Source organism: Neobacillus vireti (genome assembly GCF_001026695.1).
GTDB classification, from domain to species: Bacteria; Bacillota; Bacilli; order Bacillales; family Cytobacillaceae; genus Neobacillus; species Neobacillus vireti.
Map to the genome: position 1 here is coordinate 38,447 of NZ_LDNB01000023.1, position 21,742 is coordinate 60,188.

The 21,742-nt window shown below is 39.3% G+C and carries 17 protein-coding genes and 2 other annotated features; of the genes, 12 read left to right on the top strand and 5 right to left on the bottom strand.

Annotated elements, in window-relative coordinates:
- Positions 1–533 precede the first annotated feature (533 nt).
- The gene (locus AA980_RS24935) at positions 534–1,943 is read right to left on the bottom strand and encodes a sigma-54 interaction domain-containing protein (RefSeq protein WP_024027142.1); all 1,410 of its coding nucleotides are present in this window, start codon (positions 1,941–1,943) and stop codon (positions 534–536) included.
- A 256-nt stretch (positions 1,944–2,199) separates the two neighbouring features.
- Here AA980_RS24935 and AA980_RS24940 point away from each other — a divergent pair, with 256 nt between their 5' ends.
- Both AA980_RS24940 and AA980_RS24945 read left to right on the top strand, forming a co-directional pair.
- Positions 2,200–3,405: an ornithine--oxo-acid transaminase gene (locus tag AA980_RS24940; RefSeq protein ID WP_024027143.1), complete on the top strand. Its 1,206-nt coding sequence runs from the start codon at positions 2,200–2,202 to the stop codon at positions 3,403–3,405.
- Positions 3,406–3,549: 144 nt separating this feature from the next.
- Complete coding sequence (locus AA980_RS24945; protein WP_024027144.1) at positions 3,550–4,029, top strand: SRPBCC family protein; 480 nt, start codon at positions 3,550–3,552, stop codon at positions 4,027–4,029.
- A 677-nt stretch (positions 4,030–4,706) separates the two neighbouring features.
- On the opposite strand, the gene ileS is transcribed toward AA980_RS24945, so the two are convergent.
- The gene (gene ileS / locus AA980_RS24950; protein ID WP_024027145.1) at positions 4,707–7,802 is read right to left on the bottom strand and encodes an isoleucine--tRNA ligase; all 3,096 of its coding nucleotides are present in this window, start codon (positions 7,800–7,802) and stop codon (positions 4,707–4,709) included.
- Between the two features lie 56 nt (positions 7,803–7,858).
- Positions 7,859–8,098, bottom strand: a binding site (T-box leader).
- 268 nt (positions 8,099–8,366) lie between these two features.
- On the opposite strand from ileS, the gene pdxR reads away from it, so the two are divergent.
- Both pdxR and AA980_RS24960 read left to right on the top strand, forming a co-directional pair.
- Positions 8,367–9,815 (top strand): MocR-like pyridoxine biosynthesis transcription factor PdxR, encoded by a 1,449-nt coding sequence (gene pdxR / locus AA980_RS24955; RefSeq protein ID WP_024027146.1) that lies wholly within the window; start codon positions 8,367–8,369, stop codon positions 9,813–9,815.
- A gap of 4 nt (positions 9,816–9,819) precedes the next feature.
- Entirely contained in the window at positions 9,820–10,746 is a 927-nt protein-coding gene (locus AA980_RS24960; RefSeq protein ID WP_024027147.1) for a D-alanine--D-alanine ligase, read from the top strand.
- A gap of 109 nt (positions 10,747–10,855) precedes the next feature.
- On the opposite strand, the gene AA980_RS24965 is transcribed toward AA980_RS24960, so the two are convergent.
- The gene (locus AA980_RS24965) at positions 10,856–11,605 is read right to left on the bottom strand and encodes a glucose 1-dehydrogenase (protein WP_024027148.1); all 750 of its coding nucleotides are present in this window, start codon (positions 11,603–11,605) and stop codon (positions 10,856–10,858) included.
- Positions 11,606–11,778: 173 nt separating this feature from the next.
- Between AA980_RS24965 and AA980_RS24970 the strand changes: the two genes are divergently transcribed.
- The 7 genes from AA980_RS24970 to AA980_RS24995 all read left to right on the top strand — a co-directional run bounded on the left by AA980_RS24970 (position 11,779) and on the right by AA980_RS24995 (position 18,239).
- Positions 11,779–12,519 (top strand): hypothetical protein, encoded by a 741-nt coding sequence (locus tag AA980_RS24970; RefSeq protein WP_024027149.1) that lies wholly within the window; start codon positions 11,779–11,781, stop codon positions 12,517–12,519.
- Entirely contained in the window at positions 12,520–12,882 is a 363-nt protein-coding gene (locus tag AA980_RS24975) for a GntR family transcriptional regulator (RefSeq protein WP_024027150.1), read from the top strand.
- Positions 12,883–13,596 carry an ATP-binding cassette domain-containing protein gene (locus tag AA980_RS24980; RefSeq protein WP_024027151.1) on the top strand — a complete coding sequence of 238 codons (714 nt, stop codon included), beginning with the start codon at positions 12,883–12,885 and terminating at the stop codon, positions 13,594–13,596. It begins immediately after the preceding gene.
- Positions 13,589–13,762, top strand: a complete 174-nt coding sequence (locus AA980_RS27100) for a DUF4017 family protein (RefSeq protein WP_024027152.1) — start codon at positions 13,589–13,591, stop codon at positions 13,760–13,762. The genes AA980_RS24980 and AA980_RS27100 overlap by 8 nt, the downstream gene beginning before the upstream one ends.
- Before the next feature lie 114 nt (positions 13,763–13,876).
- Entirely contained in the window at positions 13,877–14,263 is a 387-nt protein-coding gene (locus AA980_RS24985) for an FxsA family protein (protein WP_024027153.1), read from the top strand.
- A gap of 146 nt (positions 14,264–14,409) precedes the next feature.
- Positions 14,410–14,664: a binding site (T-box leader), on the top strand.
- Positions 14,665–14,711: 47 nt separating this feature from the next.
- Complete coding sequence (gene metG, locus AA980_RS24990) at positions 14,712–16,346, top strand: methionine--tRNA ligase (protein ID WP_024027154.1); 1,635 nt, start codon at positions 14,712–14,714, stop codon at positions 16,344–16,346.
- 606 nt (positions 16,347–16,952) lie between these two features.
- Positions 16,953–18,239, top strand: coding sequence for a serine hydrolase domain-containing protein (locus tag AA980_RS24995; RefSeq protein WP_024027156.1), 1,287 nt, complete (start codon positions 16,953–16,955; stop codon positions 18,237–18,239).
- A gap of 208 nt (positions 18,240–18,447) precedes the next feature.
- Here the strand turns inward: AA980_RS24995 and fabF are convergent, their stop codons facing one another.
- Positions 18,448–19,683: a beta-ketoacyl-ACP synthase II gene (fabF, locus tag AA980_RS25000; protein ID WP_024027157.1), complete on the bottom strand. Its 1,236-nt coding sequence runs from the start codon at positions 19,681–19,683 to the stop codon at positions 18,448–18,450.
- Positions 19,684–19,804: 121 nt separating this feature from the next.
- On the opposite strand from fabF, the gene AA980_RS25005 reads away from it, so the two are divergent.
- A complete protein-coding gene (locus AA980_RS25005; protein ID WP_024027158.1) occupies positions 19,805–20,668 on the top strand; it encodes a helix-turn-helix transcriptional regulator in 864 nt (287 codons plus the stop codon).
- A 255-nt stretch (positions 20,669–20,923) separates the two neighbouring features.
- Here AA980_RS25005 and AA980_RS25010 read toward each other — a convergent pair whose 3' ends face one another.
- Complete coding sequence (locus AA980_RS25010; protein WP_024027159.1) at positions 20,924–21,676, bottom strand: cyclase family protein; 753 nt, start codon at positions 21,674–21,676, stop codon at positions 20,924–20,926.
- Positions 21,677–21,742 lie beyond the last annotated feature (66 nt).

Consider the following 21,742-nt stretch of genomic DNA (forward strand, 5'->3'; position numbering starts at 1 on the left):
TTCACATATTTATACCTACTTGGCTTATAAGCTACCAAACTCGGATGAATTTTACACTTTTGATAGCTTAAAGCTCTTATAGGCGACCGAACTTGTTCGGCTATCCCATTTTCGGTAGCTTAAAGCACTTATAGGCGACCGAACTTGTCCGGCTATCCCATTTTCGGTAGCTTATAGCTCTTATAGGCGACTGAACTTGTCCAGCTATCCCATTTTCGGTAGCTTAAAGCTCTTATAGGCGACCGAACTTGTCCGGCTATCCCATTTTCGGTAGCTTAAAGCNTTAAAGCGCTTATAGGCGACTGAACTTGGACGACTATTAAATTTTCGGTAGCTTATAGCTCTTATAAACTACCGAGCTTGGCTATCTTTCACAAATTCGGTAGCTTATCTCCCAAATAAGTGACCGAATCCGGACGAACTTCACATTTTTGGTCGCCAACTGCCATGATTAGCTACACTGATTTAACTTTTGCTGAGATAGCATGTGGGAAAAGTAATTGGGATGGTGGGACAGGCTCCCCGTCCCTGCCTCATTTTGTCTCTATAGTTAGTTTCTTCATCCGGTACTGCAGGCTTTGGCGGCTTAATCCGAGTGATTTAGCTGCTCTTGAAATATTGAAATCGTGTTTCGATAAAACGTGTTCGATATAGGTTTTTTCAAATAACTCCATTTGGTCCTTTAGTGGCACCGTATTCTCTGAATTGCCTTTCAAGAAGGTTTCAACCGTGGAAAGAGGCATCATTCTCTCCTTCAATTGCATTTTGTTCCGATATTGATAGGGTAAGTGCGAGTACGTAATGTACTCCTCATCCATCATGATGTTCATCGCTGCTTCAATAATATGCTCAAGTTCACGGACATTTCCATGCCAATCATACTCCAGAAAAGACGATTTGACCTCTTCTGACAACCCTTTTACATTCATTTGAAAACGCTCATTGTATTTTTCAATAAAATTCTCAACCAATAATGGAATATCTTCTTTGCGGTCCTTAAGCGGCGGAACAAAAATCGTTACCACTCCAAGCCGATAATATAAATCTTTTCGCAGCCGCTGATGGGCAATGGCATCGATAGGATCCTCATTCATATTGGCAATGACCCTTACATCAACTGGCGTATCTTTCGTATCACCTATGCGCCTAATTGTTTTTTCTTGAAGGACGCGGAGCAATTTTGCCTGAAGATTCAGAGTCAATGAGTTAATTTCATCAAGCAGCAAGGTGCCGCCGTTTGCCTGTTCAAATAATCCTGGGGTATCAACGGCGCCCGTAAAGGCACCACGCTTCGTGCCAAATAGAAGACTCTCGATTAAATTATCAGGTAAAGCCGCGCAATTTTGCGAAATAAATGGACCAGATAATCGCGCGCTCCCGTTGTGGATGCTTTGGGAAAAAAGCTCTTTCCCGGTCCCTGTATCACCTACGATCAACACATAGGAAGAGGTTCGTGTTGCTCGTTTAGCCGCTTCAATCACTTCCTTAATAGCAGGGCTCTTCCCAATTATTTTATCAAAGGTATATTTCGTGGATCCCTTGTTCATATTGCCTTTTATGAGCCGTTCAAGTTTTGTAACATCATTGGCAATTTCAACAGCACCCTCGAGTTTTTCAGCTGTATATATAGGGATGGTATTGTTGATTGTTGTAATTTCATGCCCCTTATTATTAAAATAGGTTTGCTTTACGTTCCTCGTTATTTTCCCTTCATGCAATGCTTTTACAAGGGTGCTAGATTGGTCGTCTTTAAACATAAACACGTCTAGAAGATTTTTATCAATAACATCATGGAGATCCATCGATTCCATTTGCATCATTTTTTTATTATAAATAATCGTTTTTCCCGTTTCGTCCACCGCGTGGATTCCAACGTCCACTTCGTCCAAAATCCGTTCATACATCCGTGTTAAATAATACAAATCATTTTGTGATTTCATCATAACGGTTCATTCCCTTTGTTTTTCCCTTATGCACTTATTTAATCAAAAAAAGCGTAATAATGCAAAAAAATTTGGCACTATTCGTTGGGAATAGGATTTTTCCGCAAAATTTCGTGGCGCTAAATTTCGGGAAATCCTAGTAAAACCACAAAAAAATTATTGGCATGAAACTTGCAATATATAATTGTATTCCTGCTATCGAATAAAATGAAGGTGGGCAATGGGATGCTCCATAAAAATAAAGGAGGAATTTTTCATGACTGAAGTAACCACGAAAACAACAAAAATCATTGAACAAACAACTAAATTTGGTGCCAATAACTATCATCCGCTGCCAATCGTGATCGCCAAAGCGGAAGGTGTATGGGTGGAAAGTCCAGAAGGAGATCGGTACATGGATATGCTAAGTGCTTATTCGGCTGTGAACCAAGGGCACCGTCATCCAAAAATCATTCAAGCATTAAAGGACCAAGCAGACAAAGTAACCTTAACTTCACGGGCATTTCATAATGATCAGCTCGGTCCTTGGTACGAAAAGATCTGTCGGGTAACAAATAAAAATATGGCTCTGCCGATGAACACTGGTGCTGAAGCAGTGGAAACCGCTCTAAAAGCTGCCCGCCGCTGGGGTTACGATGTCAAAGGAATTGCTGAAGATCAAGCAGAAATCATTGCCTGTACAGGAAACTTCCATGGACGGACAATGGGAGCAGTATCGTTATCCTCTGATCCGGAATACAAACGCGGTTTTGGTCCGATGCTGCCTGGTATTAAGTTAATCCCTTATGGAGATTTGGAAGCATTAAAGGCAGCAATCACACCTAATACGGCAGCATTCTTAATAGAACCAATTCAGGGTGAAGCGGGGATTATTTTACCTCCTGAAGGATTCTTAAAGAAAGCGTCTGAGCTTTGTAAGGAACAAAATGTCTTATTTATTGCAGATGAAATTCAAGTCGGTCTGGCGCGGACTGGAAAAATGTTTGCCTGTGATTGGGAAGAAGTAGAACCTGATATGTTAATTTTAGGTAAAGCTCTTGGCGGCGGAGTATTCCCAATCTCCTGTGTTGTCGCTAATTCTGATGTCCTTGGCGTCTTTAATCCAGGTTCACATGGTTCCACGTTTGGAGGAAATCCGCTAGCATGTGCAGTTTCTCTTGCTGCTTTAGATGTGATCGAGGAAGAAAAGTTAGCGGAACGGTCCCTTGAATTAGGAAAGTATTTCCTTGAACAGTTAAAAACTATTAATAACCCAATCATTAAAGAAATCCGGGGCAGGGGCTTGTTTATCGGGGTTGAATTAACCGAAGCCGCAAGACCTTTTTGTGAACAATTAAAAGAAACAGGCTTATTATGCAAAGAAACACATGATACGGTCATTCGCTTTGCACCGCCGCTAATTATTACAAAAGAAGAAATCGATTGGGCGATTGAGAAAATCCAAAACGTCTTATCAAAATAGTCGAACCAGTTTGAAGCTAAGCGAAAGGACGGTTCTTATGCTTCCAAAATGGAAGCATAAGAGCCGTCCCTTTGTTTTATTATTGAGAATTTAATTCCAAACTAGTAGGATGTTGGTATATAAAATATCGAGAGGAAGGAAATCATGATAGCAAAAATTGAAAAAAAGGAGATCGGTTGCATTGCTCGTTTCGAACGCCACTTAGAGCATTCCGTGGAAGAGGTTTGGTCATGGTTGACTGAAAACGAAAAACTAGCCCAATGGTTTAACGAACTTCAAGTCGGAGAGCTTCGTGAAGGCGGGTTCATGAGGTTTGATATGCCGGATGGCACAGTTGAAGAATTAGAAATAACGGAATTAAAAAAGCATGCAGTATTTGAATTCTCTTGGTGGGTAGACAGTGTCCGTTTTGAGTTGGCCATAGAATCAAACGGCTGCAAATTAGTCCTAATTGAACGGATCGAGAAAATTACAGATCATACGCCAAAGGACCTTGCAGGCTGGCATGTATGTCTCGATGTGATTGTGGCCCTGATGGACGGCAGAACCATCGCCAGGATGGAAGAATGGAAAAAATGGTTTGAAGAATATAAACAAGTTATTGGAGAAGTAACTCAAAGTTAATCAAACGATTGATTGAAAAGCTAGAAGCGTTGGTATGTCTGGTGTTTCAGAGTTAATCAAACGATTGTTTAACTTCTAGAGCCAATGTAGCATTGATTTAAAAAACTAATCAAACGATTGATTGAAAAGCTAGAAGCGTTGGTGTATCTGGCGTGCTAGAGTTAATCAAATGATTGATTAACTTTCTAGTGCCAAGGAAGATGTACCTAATCATGTACTCAGTTTTACCCGATTTGATTAAAAAAACAGAATGTATAAAATTTGGACTTTGCGAATTGTCATCTCTAGCCCCTTGTATTTCCCAATGATCTTCTATTTCAAAAAAAATTAATCGTGCCCGTGATAGCGAAAAAAGAGTCCCCACGGTCACAAAAAAAATTAATTATGCCCGTGTAATCGAAAAAAGGATCCCCGTCAATGCGCACGAAAGACAAAAAACCGAATAAGGGCACTCTAAGAGGTCCACGGTGCCCGTGAACATTGTAAAAAGTCAAGAATGGGCACTCTGAGAGGTCCACAGTGCCCGTGACCATGGGAAAAAGCCAAGAATGGGCACTATAAGAGGTCCACAGTGCCCATGGATATGGGAAAAAGCCAAGAACGGGCACTCTGAGACTTCCACTATGCCGTTTAACAAAGAAAAGACGGCAAACACGCCGTCTTTCTTATACGATAATCTAATACCTCAATGAGACCTTTACTAACTCATCGCCAAATTTCACTTCAATAGCCTGTTTGCATTCATTTACCATATCAAAGCTAATCTGGTGGACAAGTACATTCTCCTTTATCAGCCCCTCAAAGCCTTGAATGGTTTTTTTACCATTCTCCGTTGCTGAAATATCGAGCGATATATACTTCTCAACAGGTAGATCTAATTTTTTTCGTTTATCTTGAATGGCTCTGATTAGTTCTCTCACTTGGCCTTCGTCCACTAATTGAGGTGTGAGTTTTACATTTAACAATACCTTTAACTGCTGATCGCCTGCCATCTCAAATCCAGATGAAACCATATATTCGACAGTAATATGTTCAGTCAGTAATGTTACCGTTTGTTCGTTAACATCAATTTCAAGTTGGCCATTGTCTAATAATGATTGTTTCTCACAATCTGGCATTTGTTCGACGTAACCCTTGACCGAGTTTACCAGCTTACCGAATGCCGCACCTGCTGTTTTAAAATTTAATTTAAAAACAAGCGATTCATATTGAGATAAATCTTCTGTAAAAACAGCCTCTTTAACATTCAACTCATCTTTAATGACATTTTCGTAAGTATGAAAATTACGGCTGCCTTCTTGCTGCCAAACAATCATTTGCTGTAAAGGCTGCTTCACCTTCATGTTTGTCGCATTGCGAATACTGCGGCCAAGCTCCACGATTTTCAGGATTGTTTGCATGTCTTCCTCTAAATCAGGATGAATCATGGAATCATTAGCTTTCGGATAGTCTTGTAAATGAACACTATCTTGATGCAGCTTTAAATGGATATCTTCTGCCACATATGGTACAAATGGAGCCAATAAACGACTGATTGTCGTGAGTGTTTCAAATAGTGTTGAATATGCAGCTCGTTTATCTTCTGAAAGTCCGGAAGCCCAAAAGCGGTTTCTGGATCGCCGAACATACCAATTGCTTAATTCTTCAACTAATGCTGCAATCTCACGTGTTGCTTGCGTAAATTGATAACGATCCATCTGGCTCACAACCAGCTTAACTGTACTATGAAGGCGTGAAAGGATCCATTCATCCAGGATAGTTTTCGTGCCTGTCTGTTTGGGATCGTAGAGAAAACCATCTATTTTTGCGTACATCGCATAAAACTTAAACGTATTATCCAGTGTATCAACCAATTTTGATTTTGCGTCTTGGACAGTCTTTTTCGAAAAACGTTTCGGATTCCATGGCGAGCTATCGACTAAGAAGGCCCAGCGCAATGCATCCGCACCGTATTCCCTGATGAGCTCAACGGGGTCTAAGGCATTACCTTTGCTTTTAGACATTTTCTGGCCATGCTCATCAAGCACGTGACCAAGTGACAGAACGTTTTTATACGGCGCTTTTCCCGTGAATAGGGTGGAAACAGCGAGCAGACTGTAGAAAAATCCTCTCGTCTGGTCAATTCCTTCGATAACGACATCGGCCGGGAATTGTGATGCGAATAATTCTTTATCACCAAATGGATAGTGGTGTTGTGCAAATGGCATTGAGCCACTATCAAACCACACATCAATGACTTCAGATGTTCGTTGCATGGTGCCTTTACATTTCGGACAGGTACACTTTACATCATCAATATAAGGTTTATGCAGTTCGATATCATTTGGTACTGGAGTGGTAGCTAGTTTTTGAAGTTCCTCGATACTGCCAGGTGACACTTCATGCTGACAATCAGAACATACCCAGACATTTAAAGGTGTACCCCAGTATCGATTTCTGCTTATATTCCAATCAACGAGATTTTCAAGGAAGTTCCCGAAGCGGCCATCTTTTATATGGTCCGGATACCAGGTTACTGTCGCATTGTTTGCAAGCATCTTCTCCTTTAAGGCCGACATCCTGATAAACCAGCTATCTGTTGCGTAGTAAAGTAACGGCGAGTCACATCTCCAGCAATGAGGGTAGCTGTGCTCATATTTTTCTTTATGAAAGAGTGTGCCTTTTTCGGATAGCATTTTAATAATATCCACGTCACAGTCCTTGACAAATCTCCCGGCAAGTTCGGTCACATCGTCTGTGTAACGACCTTGGAGATCGACAACATTGATAAATGATAAACCATTTTGTTGAACGGTTTTATAATCATCTTCTCCGTAAGCGGGAGCAATGTGGACAATCCCTGTTCCACTCGCTTCCGTGACGTAATCAGCTAAAACAACATGATGTCCTTTCTCGACAGCCACGTAATTGAATGGTGCTACATACTGTACGCCTGCAAATTCCCTGCCGCTATGTTCACTTAACACCGTGACTTGCTCCCCAAGGACTTTTTCTGCTAATGATTTAGCAACGATATAAACGACATTTCCTTTTAAGGCACGAACATAGGTTAAGGTTGGATTCATGGCGAGGGCAACGTTTGCCGGCAATGTCCAAGGTGTTGTTGTCCAACCTAAGAAATATTCATCTTCCGCATCAAGCCGTTTAAATTTAACAGTAGCCGATAAATCCTTTACATCTTTATAGCCTTGTGCTACCTCGTGCGAACTTAAAGAAGTTTGGCAGCTCGGACAGTATGGTGATACACGATGGCCCTTATATAACAAACCATCTTGATGAACTTTGCTTAATATGTTCCATACGCTTTCGATATAATCATTGCTTAATGTCATATAAGGACTGTCCATATCTACCCAATAACCTAACTCTTCTGTAAAGGAGCGCCATTTCTTCTCATAGGTGAATACACTTTCCTTGCATTTATTGATAAAAGGCTCAATACCATAGCGTTCAATTTCTTGTTTCCCTGAGATCCCTAGCTGTTTTTCTACACCTAATTCAACCGGAAGGCCATGTGTATCCCAGCCGGCCTTTCGTTCCACTTGAAAACCTTGCATCGTTTTGTACCGTGCGACCACATCTTTAATCGTTCGCCCAAATGCATGACCTACATGGGGCAGACCATTTGCCGTTGGCGGCCCTTCGTAAAAAACAAAAGGTGTTTTACCTTCTCTTAATTGAACAGATTGTTTAAATGTATTTTCTCCTGTCCAATAATGACGGATATTCTCCTCACGCTGGACAACAGATTCCTTCCTTTCATTTGCATTCATTGATATCGCTCCTTTTCAAAAATGTTTAAAAAACATACAAAAAACCCCGTCCCATGTAAAGGGACGGGGTTAACCGCGATACCACCCTAATTCTATTGAACCGATCCAATAGCACTTAGCAACGTACAATCATACGTGTTCCTTGTAACGGTAGACACCCGGTTAGACTTACTTTAAGATTCAGCCTAACTTCTCAGAGAGGATTTTCACGAAACACTCGAACACCGACTTGCACCAATATGTCGGCTCTCTGTGGATCAAGACGAAACGCTACTTTTTCTCATCAACGAATTTGTATGCTTTTATTGGGATTTATTGTAACAAACATATAAATAATTGTCAAAGTATTATTAAAGGGTGAGTGCCATTGGTCCCGGTTGCATAAAAATAAAATAAGACCACTACTTCTTTACCATTCCATCAAAAATAATATTTTGTTTTTTCATTATCCAAAGAATATCATTGTTTACAGCACCATACCACGAGACCTTAAAATTACATATAGAGTGGACCTTTTGGAATCATTCCAAACGTGTAAAAATGTTGGAAAGGGGATTAAAAGTAGTGTTTAACGATTTTAAGCTTATAGATGGCCGTCCTGTCTATATTCAACTGAAAGAATATTTGAAAAGAATGATTACGAACGGGCACTTGCTTGAGAACCAGAAGCTTCCATCCACCCGTGAACTTAGCACTTACCTATCAGTAAGCCGAAATACCGTTTTAACCGCTTATGCAGATTTGGAACAGGAAGGTCTTATTTATGCGGTAAAAGGAAAAGGAAACTTTGTTAGTCAAGTGGAGACCTTCAACGCCCCATCGATCCAATTGAATTGGAAAGATAAAATCAATGGGCAGACGCATTTGGCAGATGAATTGGACCTAATGAAGCATGGTGTACGCTGGAATCACGATATGATTTCCTTTAATAGTATCGCCCCTGATGAAAAGCTTTTTGATGTAGAAAATTTTAAAAGAGCCTTCTTAAATCGGATGGCCATTGAAGGAAACATCGTTCTCAACTATGGTTATGCCAGAGGCTATAAACCACTGATCGAATACTTGCTTCATTATATGGAAGTTAAAGGTGTTGACATTAGAAATAAAGATATTTTGATTACCAATGGATTCACGGAAGGTTTAGATCTCCTATTATCCTCTATTCATAAAAAGAATGGACGTATTCTTTGTGAGAATCCAACCCATCATACTGCGCTAAAGCTGTTTCGATTACATGGCTTTGAAATCGAAGGAATTGATATGGAAGATGATGGTATCGATGTTTCTAAGCTTGAATCGTCTTTATCAAAAAAGGAATATGATTTTGCCTACTTAATCCCGTCCTATCATAATCCAACCGGAATCGTTACGTCCTCAGAGAAGCGAAAGGAGATTATGAACCTTTTTTCTGCTTATCAACTACCTATCGTTGAAGATGGATTTAATGAAGAATTACGGTATTCAGGATCACATCTGGCGCCGTTGGCTGCCTTTGCAGGAGCTGGTAACAATGTCATTTATCTTAGCAGCTTCTCTAAAATTCTATTTCCCGGCTTACGCGTGGGCTGGATTTTAGCAGACAAGGATTTGATATATTACTTGGAAAGTATGAAAAGAGCTCGTACCATTCATACATCTACCTTAGATCAAGCGGTGTTATTCCAATATTTAAATGACGGCTGCTTTGAGAAATATCTAAAAAAAGCTAAATCAGTTTATAAGAAAAAATATGAATTAGCTGTTCATTCCTGCCTACAAGCGATTCCTTATAAACGAATAACAGGTGATGGCGGACTTCATCTTTTTTTGCAACTTGAGAATAACATCGATTCACGAAGTCTTTTAGAAAAATGCTCTCAAAAGGGTGTTGTTTTTTTGCCGGGTGATGTTTTTTACACGGACGATAGTGGAAAGGACACGTTACGGTTAGGATTTTCTAGGCTGAAAGAAAGAGAGATTACTCAGGGTATTAAAATCATAGGTGACACATTAAGAAATGATTTTGGAGGTTAAGAAAATGAAGGTTGGCGTAATTATGGGAGGCGTTTCCTCCGAGAAACAAGTTTCACTCATGACAGGTGAAGAAATGATTGCGAATTTAAATAAAAATAAATATGAAATTGCCCCAATTCAAATAGATAACAAGGAAGATTTGACAGATAAGGTCAAAAACCTCGATGTTGCATTACTTGCACTTCATGGGAAATACGGCGAAGACGGTACCGTTCAAGGCACCCTTGAAACCCTTGGTATTCCTTATACAGGGAGTGGGGTACTGTCCAGCAGCTTATGCATGGATAAGAATATCTCAAAGAAAATCATCCGGTATGAAGGTGTGCAGACACCGGATTGGATTCACCTTACCAACATTGAAGAACTTAATTTGGATGAACTAGACAAGATGGGGTACCCAGTAGTGGTGAAACCTAATTCGGGTGGTTCGAGTGTAGGCGTAAAAATAGTTAATAATCCAGATACGATAAAGTCTTCAATTGCTGAAGTATTTAAATGGGATGCTGAAGTGATTATTGAAAAGTATGTAAAAGGGGAAGAAATCACGTGTTCTATGCTAGATGGAGAGCTCTTGCCTATTGTTTCTATTCGTCATAAAGCGGAGTTTTTTGATTATACTTCCAAATATGATGATGCCGCGACAATTGAAGAGGTGGTCGAACTTTCGTCTGAAACATATGAAAAAGTTGCTTATGCTGCATTGACCTCCTATAAAGCATTGAAATGCAGCGTTTATGCCCGCATCGATATGATGATTCAAAACGGTAACCCTTATGTCATAGAGGTTAATTCATTACCTGGGATGACGAAGAATAGCCTGCTGCCAAAAAGTGCTGCATCAGCTGGGATCCCTTATAGTGAATTACTTGACTTGATTATAGAAAACTCCCTAAAAGTGAGAGCGATTGAAGGGATGAACAATAGATTATAAAGAATGCGAGACTAATGAAAAGGCGCATTTAGACTCCAGCTTGGGGCTGGAGTCTATTGTTTAGGTTCAAGTATTTTGTCCTTCTTTTATTAATTGAAAAGATGACTTTCTATTCCTCATAAATCATCTTCCTCGTCATTCCACCATCTACGACAAGGTTAATCCCGGTAACAAAATCATTCTCTTTAGCTGTTAAATAAAGACAAGCCCGTGCGATATCATCAGGTTTTCCAACACGCTTTGATAGATGCTGCTCATGATCCAGGGCGCTTAATTTTGTATAATCACCAGTTTCAATCCAACCTGGAGAAATGGCGTTAACTGTAATTCGATCTTTGCTAAACGAGGCGGCAAGCGCATGTGTAATCGCCACGATTCCGCCTTTTGTAGCTGCATAAGATTCTGAATTAGGCTCAGACATGATGGCTCTTGTGGAGGCAATATTTACAATCGAACCGCCTTCCTTGTTAAGGCGCATATATTTTGCTGCTTCACGTGACCCGAGGAACACACTTCTTAAGTTTGTGTTAATGATGTCATCCCATTCATCAATTGATACTTCATAGGGAGACTTGAATAAACCTTTGCCTGCATTATTAATTAAAATATCTATCTGACCGTATGTTTGATTGGTTATTTCCATTAATCGCTCAATATCTGTTTCCAGTTTTACATCTGTTTGGATAAAAAGTGCTTCGCCACCCTGTTCTTTAATCATCCCTACTGTTTGAGTACCTGCTTTTTCATCTATATCTGCTAAAACGACATTAGCCCCTTTTTCTGCATAAAGAAAAGCAATTCCTCTTCCAATTCCATTTCCTGCCCCTGTTATGACCACTGTTTTATTAGAAAAATCCATTGTATTTCCACATCCTTTATAAAATACATTACATCTTCCTATTTATAAAAATAACACAAAAGAGGAACAAGGAGGAGAAGGGATAGGAATATTTCTGGAAATAAATAGTTGCATTTTCAAACGTACCAGTGTACCATTAAGGTAATACACTAGAAGTAAAGGAGGAGGATAATTTGATCAAAGGACAATTGTATCTGGAATGGCTGAAACAGCGTGAAAGGGTAATCACAACCTTTGTCATCATTGTTTTGCTTGGAATCGGGCTATCGGTGATTAGTTATGTGAGCCAGGTTAGCTTCGTTAGTGATTTTCTGAGATATTACATTTATTTTTGGTTCAATTTATTGCCATTTCTAGTTGTCGTTCCACTGTTTATCATGCTAGAGAAGGACTTGAAAGATCGGCATATTTGGCTTTACACACAAGCTTCGCTTCGGCAGCTCTTACATTTAAAAGTACTATTTTTATTTCTTGTCTGTACGATATTCATTGTTTTCCTGTGTATCGTTGGATTAATTTGTGAATTCATCGTTCAAAACGCAAGCCTTCATTCGATGATAATGCCTTATGTCATGCTCAGCCTCATCGCACTTTTTAAAGTGGTCGTTATACAGCTATTATTTTTACTCATTTGGAGTCTTTCTCAAGCGGTTACAGTCTATTCGCAAACCTTAGGACTGTTTGTTATCCCAGTCATGTATGTACTCTCGATCATCGGATATTCGAATTATTATGATTTACTTCAAGTCGGAGCAGTGCCACTTCATATTAGCGGCATCATCATCCAAAGTGATTCGCTGTCATTATATTTGTTGGAAGACGCTTACATGGGTGAAGTGTTTGCAGGGGTGTTCATCATGGCCCTAAGTTTATTCCTGTCCGCCAGACTTTTAAAAAAGAAGGTCGGTGATTAAATGGGCATCGATTTTGAAAAAGACCGGCCAATTTATCTGCAATTAGTGGAAAGAATTTGTGGCGAGCTTGTGAGCGGCTCCCGGAAGCCGGGGGATAAACTGCCATCCGTCCGTGAATTCGCGCTGGAAGTTGGCGTTAATACGAATACGGTGCAAAATGTCTACAAGCAGCTTGAACAAATGGAGTTAACGGAAACGAAGCGAGGTCAGGGCACTTTTATTACACCCGATTCTTCAAAAATAAGCTCCATGCGGGAAGAGTTAAAGGAGCAGCTGATTGACCGTTTTTTGAACAATGTGGAAATGATGGGATTTACCCAGGGTGAAGTACTGCAGACGTTAAAAGAAAGGAGTGAAAGATGAGTGCTAGAGGTGAAAAATCTCCAATTCCACTATCATAAGCAACCAGTGCTTCAAAACGTCAATGTTCAAATTGAACTAGGGAAAATCATTGCCCTTGTCGGCGAAAACGGAAGTGGTAAATCAACATTCCTAAAGCTGCTGGCAAACTTGTTACAGCCATCAAGCGGTCAAGTCTTATTGAACGGTTCAGAAACGACAAGAGCATCACTGGCAGCAATTGCATTTATGTCTGATGATCAACACTATTATTCATATCTTACCGGGGATCAGTTGTTTACCTTTTTTGACACACAATTTCATGATTTTCAGAAGGCAAAAGCGCAGGATATTGCTAATTGCTTGCGGATTGATTTAACAAAAAAAATTTCGACGATGAGCAAGGGGAACATAAGCCGCTTAAAACTCGCTGCCGCCTTTGGAAGAGATGTGAGCTATTATCTGCTTGATGAGCCGTTTTCAGGACTCGATCCGCTCGTTCGCGAAGATGTAGTAAAAAGCTTGATTCAATTTGTTGATTTAGAAAAGGGGACAATACTGATGAGTACGCATGAAATTGACGATGTATCAAGAATCATAGACGAAATCATGGTTTTGAAGGACGGAAAGATCATCGCTCATGAAAATGTAGATGATGTTCACAGTGTTCATGGAATGGAAGCAAAGGAATGGTTTACATCATTTTATAAAAATAAGGGGAGAACTGAGGATGAATAAATGGACAATTTCATTGGCTGTCTATGTAATTGTGTGCGTAATTGCAGTATTAAGCAAGTCGAGTGAAGGATATGATGTCTGGAGCTGGAAGCTGTTTATCGGGCAAGTATTTGCCATCCCAATTACGTTAATCGTATTTGCAACGCTCCACTTTAGAAGCAGATAAACAGGGACTGTTCCTTGTCCCAGTTACCCTCTCCAAATAAATAATCCGGGAATTTTCAATTAAAAGGTCATTCCTGTATAATAGAATCAAATTGTTTGGAAGGGGACCCTTAAAATGCGTTATTTGTTTATCTTAATCATTGCGATTCCTGCAGCAGATATAGGGTTACTCCTGTTTTCCGGAAAGGCAATTGGCGTTTGGCCAACATTCCTCCTCATTATTTTGACCGGCGTAATTGGTGCGTATTTAGCGAAGAGAGAAGGATTACAAACGATTCGGAAGGCCCAAGCCCAGCTGCAAAACGGCCAAATTCCAGGTGAAGCGGTATTAGATGGAATTTGTATATTAGCAGGCGGAATACTTTTGCTATTACCGGGTTTCATAACAGACATTAGCGGCTTTTTGATGCTATTCCCGCCAACAAGGCGCGTCTTTAAATTCTTAATGATTAATTCCCTAAGGAAAAAGATTCAAAGAGGGAATATAAAAATAATCAGATAAAAAACGTCAATTTTCTTAATCGAGAGTTGACGTTTTTTTACTTTCTCCGTTTGTATATTTATTTTGAATGATTCTAATTTTATTTGAAGGGCATTCCATTTGCTTTTCTTGTAAAAAATAATATAATTGTTTATATATTTTGGAAACTAAAGGCTTTGAGAAGGAAAAGTAAATAGGGCAGTATTTAATAGAGAGCTTCCGATGGTGGAAAGGAAGTAAATGAACCCTTTTGAAAATGACCTTTGAGCTTCGCACCGAACGCTTATGAGCTAGTAGGCTGCGACGGGGATGGCACTCGTTATTACAGCAGCAGTATCTCTTTTAAAAGACGTACTGATAGAGGCAAATAGTGTGAGCTATTTGTAAATGTAGGTGGTACCACGAGTAAACTCGTCCTAATCGTAATGATTAGGGCGTTTTTTTTATTTATTTTTGGGAGGAATTAGAAATGACAATCGTAATCGGAGGAGCATGGCCTTATGCCAATGGATCGTTGCATCTGGGCCATATTGCGGCATTATTGCCAGGTGATATTTTAGCAAGGTATTACAGACAAAAAGGAGAAAAAGTCATTTACGTTTCAGGAAGTGATTGTAATGGCACACCAATCTCGATTCGGGCTAATCAGGAACATACAACAACAGAGGTCATCGCCAACCGATACCATAAGGAGTTTAATGAGTGTTTTAGGAAATTAGGTTTTACCTATGACCTTTACACAAGAACAGATGCTAAACATCATCATGAATCCGTTCAAAAGATATTTTTACAACTATTGGAAAATGGCTATTTATATCCGAAAAAGATTGAACAAGCGTATTGTGAGCATGATAAGCAATTTTTACCGGATCGTTTTGTCGAGGGAATTTGTCCAAATTGCGGTGCAAAGGCGAGAGGCGACCAGTGTGATAACTGTTCGAAAATTCTCGACCCGCTGGATTTACTAGAAAAACGATGTAAAATTTGCGGAAATGAGCCAGTAATTAAGGAAACGGAGCATTTTTATTTTGCTTTTAGTCAATTTCAACAGGAGTTAGAGGACTTCGTCGGCAAAGCAGATGAGGAACATCGCTGGCGGGAAAATGCAGTGGCGTTAACGAAAAGATATCTGCAAGAAGGCGTTCCAGATAGAGCCGTTACGCGGGACTTACCGAATGGTGTAGATGTTCCTGTTGCCGGTTTTGAGGGGAAGAAAATATATGTCTGGATTGAAGCTGTTGCAGGATATTTAACCACCAGTATAGAATGGGCTAAACAAAATGGTAAAAGTATTGAACAGTTATGGAACGAAGACACAATTTCTTATTACATCCACGGGAAGGATAATATTCCATTCCATACGGTTATTTGGCCCGCTGTTTTGATGGGTATTAGGAGCAAAGCATTGCCGACACATATTATTTCGAATGAATATTTAACATTGGAGAAAAGAAAGTTATCAACGAGCCAAAATTGGGCAGTATGGGTTCCGTATATTTTAAGCAAATATGATCCCGATTCCATTCGCTACTTTTTAACCACTAATGCTCCGGAAAATCGCGATACCGATTTCTCATGGCGTGAATTTATCTATAGCCACAACGGAGAGCTGCTCGGTGCCTATGGAAATTTTGTTAATCGCACGTTAAAGTTTATTGAAAAATCGTTTGGGGGCAACATACCGCAAGTTGAAGTTGAAACGGAGATTAAGAATAATACGATTGAACTTTTCAACACTACTGGTACGTTAATTGAAAAAGGTCATTTTAAACAAGCTCTAGAGGGGATTTTTCAATATATTCGTGGTGCGAACCGTTATTTTGATGAACAACAGCCATGGATTCAAGTAAAGGATAATCCTATTAAAGGTGATGTTACGTTAGCAACCTGTACGTATATCATTGCGAATTTAGCCCAATTACTTCAGCCATTTTTGCCCTATTCTTCAGAGAAGATTCGAAAAATGTTAGGTGTATCGGCAGTAGAATGGCATGAACAAACACAACTGCCAAGTAACGTAGAATCCGTATTACCATTGTTTGAACGCTTAGATATACAGTTGATTGAAGAAGAATATAATTATTTGGTTCATTCATCTAAGTGATAAAAGCTAAACGATTCCTATTGACCGTTTAAACCAACTTTCGGGGCAAACGGTCTTTTTCACCAATTCATAAAGCCCGAGCCGATCAATTTTTGAGTCAGATGGTCATTATAACCGGCTCATAAGGCCCGAACCATCCAATTTTCAAGTCAGATGGTCGTTATAAACAGTTCATAAAGCCCGAGCCAATCGATTTTTGAGTCAGATGGTCGTTATAACCGGTTCATAAAGCCTAGTCCATCCAATTTTCAAGTGATATGGTCGTTATAGAAATGATGAGGTATTTAATAATAGATTAACAAGGTAACGATGTGGCGATGCGCAATTCCTTAAAAAGGATATGGAAGATTGTGTTAAAGTGGATATGGATACTTTTTGAGGGCGGACTAACGAAATCATTATGATTGAGAGGAATGAACGATATGAATAGCTGGTTGTACGGTGTGTATGCGGTAATATTGGGTATTGTTTCAGTTTTTACAGGTGAGATTGTTACCTTTGTTATGTTGGGTTTTATTCTATTAAGCTTACATAATATCAATTCAACTTTAAAGAAGTTGGTTGAAGTTAATAAATCTAAGGAATAAGGGAAGCGAGGGGGAATGGATGAATACAAGAATCAATCTGCTTAATGAATACATGAATGCACTGGCTGCCCACAACTATTTTAACGGGGTGGTACTAGTAGGCTACAAAGGTGAAGTACTGTTAAAGAAAGGATACGGATTTTCATCGTTTCAGTATGATATTCCGAATACCCCAACGACTAAATTTCGCATTGGTTCTTTAACAAAGGCATTCACTGCCTTGGCAATTTTGAAACTTCATGCGAAGGGAGCGTTGGATCTTGATGATTCTATCAATAGGATTCTTCCTGACTATCCGAATGGCTCCCTGATAACAGTCCGCCATTTGTTGAACCATTCATCAGGAATAGCCAATTTTACATCTACTCCGGATTATTGGACAAACATGATGAGACTGCCGGCAAATTCGCGGGAGGTTATTGATGCGTTTAAGATAATGCCGCTGGAGTTTGATCCAGGAACAGAAATGAACTACAGCAACTCCGGGTATTTATTATTAACCGCAATTATTGAAAAAGTATCAGGTATGGCTTTTGCTGATTTTCTTCAAAAAGAAATATTCGATGAACTGGGTTTAGCAAACACTGGTGTTGATAACGGTCGAACAATCATTAAATCACTGGCACAAGGTCACACAGTTTGGGAAAAGGTTATCCATACAGAGTATATCGACATGTCGTTTCCATTGGGCGCTTACGGGATGTTTTCGACTGCTCTGGATCTATACCGTTGGTGTCAGGCACTAATAGGCAAATCTTTAATAGATAAAGAGTTACAAAATCAAATGTTTACGGGTATAAATGGGTATGGGTATGGCTGGTTTATCGAGGACGGCGATCAAAAGGAGCTCAGTCATTTTGGTGATATCAATGGCTTCGTCAATCATCTCGTAATGTATCCGGATGAGGAACTTATCGTGATTGTACTAAGTAATATCAATATTACACCGGTAACGCAGATTAGCAGCGACCTTATACGCATTGTTTTTGATAAAGAGGTTGATGGATTTCCGCCGTTTAAACCGTTAGAGATAGTGGGCGAAAACCTTATTGGAAACTATTTAAATGGGGAAGAAACCTTATCAATTCATTTTGACAAAGAACTTTATGCTGTCGTTCCCAAAATGTACGGGGTTCCCTATAAGTTCAGGCTGCTCCCAATTGAGGTGAGCCCGGAAACAATTATCTGTAAAAGCGACTTTATTCACGATACCTATATTTTCCATTTGAATGAGAGAGGAGCCCCGCAATCGATTGAATTAGTAGATTCGTATGGGGCTAGAACAGAGTATATTAGAGGAAAGTAAAAATAGGGAAGTGGGAAGGCAGAATTGTCCTAGGCAGGACTGTCGTCAAAAACTAATCAAACGTTTGATTAAATGGCTGGATCCGTTGGTATGACTGGTATGGGGAAATTAATCAAATGATTGATTAAATGTCAGGCAAGTGGCCATTTAATTGAATAAATCTTACCGTTTCTAGAGGAAACGGTAAGATTTACGAGAGAAAGTATATTCACTCATATTTCTTTAAAACAATAGCTGCATTATGACCTCCAAAACCAAATGAGTTAGATAGACCCGTATTTATTTTCACTTGGCGAGCAACAGATGGTACATAATCGAGATCACATAATGGATCAGGATTTTCTAAGTTAATTGTTGGAGGAATTAGCCCTTCCTTTAAACTTATTGCTAAAGCAATTGCTTCAACTCCACCAGCTGCTCCTAACATATGACCAAGCATAGATTTATTAGCTGTTACTGGAATCTGATAAGCTTGCTTTCCAAATAACTGCTTAATAGCCATCGTTTCAGAGATGTCTCCCACTTTTGTACTTGTTGCATGGGCACTAATAACATCAATTTCTTCTGGAGATAAATTGGCATTTTTTAAAGCTGATCTCATTGCAAGATAGGCCCCTTTACCTTCTGGATGTGTAGCTACCATATGGTGTGCATCTGAACTTGCACCATATCCAATGACTTCTGCATAAATCTTTGCCTCTCTACGTAAAGCATGCGATAAGGATTCTAAGATTAGGATTCCAGCTCCTTCTGACATGACAAATCCATCTCGATTTTCATCAAATGGACGACTAGCTTTAGTTGGATCATCGTTTCTTGTTGATAATGCTGTAGCATTACCAAAGCTTGCTATTGATAAGTCTGTTATGGCCGCCTCAGTCCCACCCGCAAACATAACGTCAACTTCTCCAGAACGGATTAGTCTAAAGGCTTCTCCAATAGCTGTATTTCCAATTGCGCAAGCGGAAACAGGAGACATAGAAGGTCCCATGGCGTTCCATTTGATACTAATTTGTGCAGCAGCAGCATTCGAAATCATGGCAGGTACTAGGGTCGGGCTGACTCTTCTTGGTCCCTTCTGTCTAAGCGCATCAATATTTTCAATTAAGGTTTCAATTCCCCCTATACCTGAACCTACGTAAACGCCTAACTTTTCTATATCTATACGACCTGAGTCTAACTTAGAATCTGCCCAAGCTTGTTCAGCCGCAGCCAAAGCAAATTGAGAAAAACGATCTAAACGTCTTGCTTCGTTCTTTCCTAAAACTTCATCTGCTTCAAAATCTTGAACGATACCTGCAATTTTTGCCTTATGATTCGTAACATCAAATGTATCAATAGTGGATATACCAGATTTCCCGTTAATCAGATTGTTCCAAAATGTTTTGATGTTGTTTCCTATAGGAGACACTACCCCCATACCGGTAATCACAACTCTTTCCACATTTATCCCTCCAAATCAATAATTTAATTGTATTTTACATCTTTTTTATCCTATTACAAGGTATAGTTTATCCTGGTATAATTGCTACTAGGTTAAATTGATAAGATGAGGAGTTTTAAAAATGAATGATAAAACTAGGCTTGAAGCTTTGTCGACATTCTTGAAAACTAAGCGTTCCCAAATTAAGCCAGAGTCTATTGGTTTGCCTGCTGGAACACGTAGAAGGACACCGGGGTTACGGAGGGAAGAAGTTGCACAATTAGCAGGGGTAAGTACCACTTGGTATACATGGCTAGAGCAAGGAAGAGATATAAAGGTTTCTTCAATCGTACTTGATTGTATTTCTAGAGCTTTACAATTAAATAATGATGAAACAGACTACTTATATAACTTGGCATTAGAAGCAAAATCGGAAATTACAAATCAAAAAAAGAATCAATCGGAGCTTAGCCCTTCTTTAAAGCGAATACTAGCTGAATTAACACATTGTCCGACTATTATTACAGATCGACATTGCCATATTGTGGGCTGGAATCCTGCAGCTGCTCATGTTTTTTTAGATTTTGAACAAATACCGAATGATCAAAGAAATTTGATTCGTTTAGTGTTCACTAGAAAAGAATTAAAAGCATTGGCCGTCAATTGGGAACATTTTGTGAAAGGTTTTCTTGCTATTTTCCGTACCTATTATGGACACTATTTAGGCGATGAATGGTACAACCAATTTATTAAAGAAATGAGTCATTCACATCCGGAATTCCAGGATTTGTGGCAAGAAAGTCAAGTAAGTAAGGCTCCAGAAATGATAATTGAATTCAGACATGCTAAAGCAGGCAAAATGTTGTTTAATTTAACTTCTCTTCAAGTTCAAGGTGATATGGATTTACGATGCAGTATCTATACACCAGTAGAGGGAACAGATACAGAAAATAAATTAAATCGATTAATGAAGAAGGTTTCCGTTGAAAATTTACACTTGAAATGATCGTTATTCCTTTTGACTCTACCACTCCATTTACTCCTACATCGGAAGGTTGAAGTAAATAGAGAATATCTCCCTAACAAATCATTGAATTATAGTAAAAAAGCGAACAGCCATCTAAAGGTGTTCGCTTAAACAATCTTAACCCCAAATCTCTTTAGAGACATCTACAATATATTTCAATTTTGCCCATTGCTCTTCTTCGTTTAAAATATTTCCATGATAAGTAGAGGCAAATCCAATACGCCATTAGCGTGTTTATGGCAAAATAGCAAAAGAACGTACTGGAAATCCAGTTGCCTTTTCGGGCTTTGGACTAATATTGAAGATGACAGCACCTTTTGCTGGTACTTTATCTAGGTTCGTTAATAATTCCACTTGAAATGTATCTTGCTCAAGCACATAGTATTCGCCAATTAATGATCCATTTTTGCGGACATCAATAGCTGCATCTGTATCAAACGTTTCATGCCCAACAGCCTTAATATTTCTTTCTTCAAATAAAAATTTTAAGGCGTCAATTCCCCAACCTGGGCTGTGACTATTCCCCTCTTCATCCTTATTTTCGAATGCCTCCTTGTTAGGCCAGCGATTACTCCAGTCAGTACGCAAGGCCACAAAGGTACCTGTTTCGATTCTTCCATGTTCTGCTTCAAAGTTTAAGATGTCATCTACGGATAGGATAAAGTCATTATTTTCTTCTGCTTCCTTCGATTTATCAATCACAACAAGGGGCAAAACCAGTTCCTTTAACTCTATCTCCTCTAAGTAACGCTTGTTGCGAACGAAATGGATGGGTGCATCAATATGTGTTCCGTATTGTCCAGGAAAATTAAAACGTTGTGCAAAAAAACCATCATCATGTGTAAAAAGCGTTTTAAACTCCGCATCTTCAAAAGCTGAAAAATGTGGAGAATCCGGGCCAAACGTATGTGTGAGATCCACCCATGCTCTACTTTTCAGAACTTCAATAGCCTTCAATAGTTCATTTTCTGTTTTTACTGTTGACAAAAAAATCACCTCGTAAATGAATTTAAAAAACCCCTCTTCTAGAAATAAGAAGAGGGGTTAGATAGA

Excerpts from the sequence above, each read along its gene's own strand:
- metG (WP_024027154.1), top strand. The coding sequence starts at position 14,712 with ATGACAATCGTAATCGGAGGAGCATGGCCTTATGCCAATGGATCGTTG.
- AA980_RS24975 (WP_024027150.1), top strand. The coding sequence starts at position 12,520 with ATGGGCATCGATTTTGAAAAAGACCGGCCAATTTATCTGCAATTAGTG.
- AA980_RS24940 (WP_024027143.1), top strand. The coding sequence starts at position 2,200 with ATGACTGAAGTAACCACGAAAACAACAAAAATCATTGAACAAACAACT.
- AA980_RS24960 (WP_024027147.1), top strand. The coding sequence starts at position 9,820 with ATGAAGGTTGGCGTAATTATGGGAGGCGTTTCCTCCGAGAAACAAGTT.
- AA980_RS24995 (WP_024027156.1), top strand. The coding sequence starts at position 16,953 with ATGAATACAAGAATCAATCTGCTTAATGAATACATGAATGCACTGGCT.
- AA980_RS24945 (WP_024027144.1), top strand. The coding sequence starts at position 3,550 with ATGATAGCAAAAATTGAAAAAAAGGAGATCGGTTGCATTGCTCGTTTC.
- ileS (WP_024027145.1), bottom strand. The coding sequence starts at position 7,802 with ATGAATGCAAATGAAAGGAAGGAATCTGTTGTCCAGCGTGAGGAGAAT.
- AA980_RS24965 (WP_024027148.1), bottom strand. The coding sequence starts at position 11,605 with ATGGATTTTTCTAATAAAACAGTGGTCATAACAGGGGCAGGAAATGGA.
- AA980_RS24935 (WP_024027142.1), bottom strand. The coding sequence starts at position 1,943 with ATGATGAAATCACAAAATGATTTGTATTATTTAACACGGATGTATGAA.
- AA980_RS27100 (WP_024027152.1), top strand. The coding sequence starts at position 13,589 with ATGAATAAATGGACAATTTCATTGGCTGTCTATGTAATTGTGTGCGTA.
- AA980_RS24985 (WP_024027153.1), top strand. The coding sequence starts at position 13,877 with ATGCGTTATTTGTTTATCTTAATCATTGCGATTCCTGCAGCAGATATA.
- AA980_RS25005 (WP_024027158.1), top strand. The coding sequence starts at position 19,805 with ATGAATGATAAAACTAGGCTTGAAGCTTTGTCGACATTCTTGAAAACT.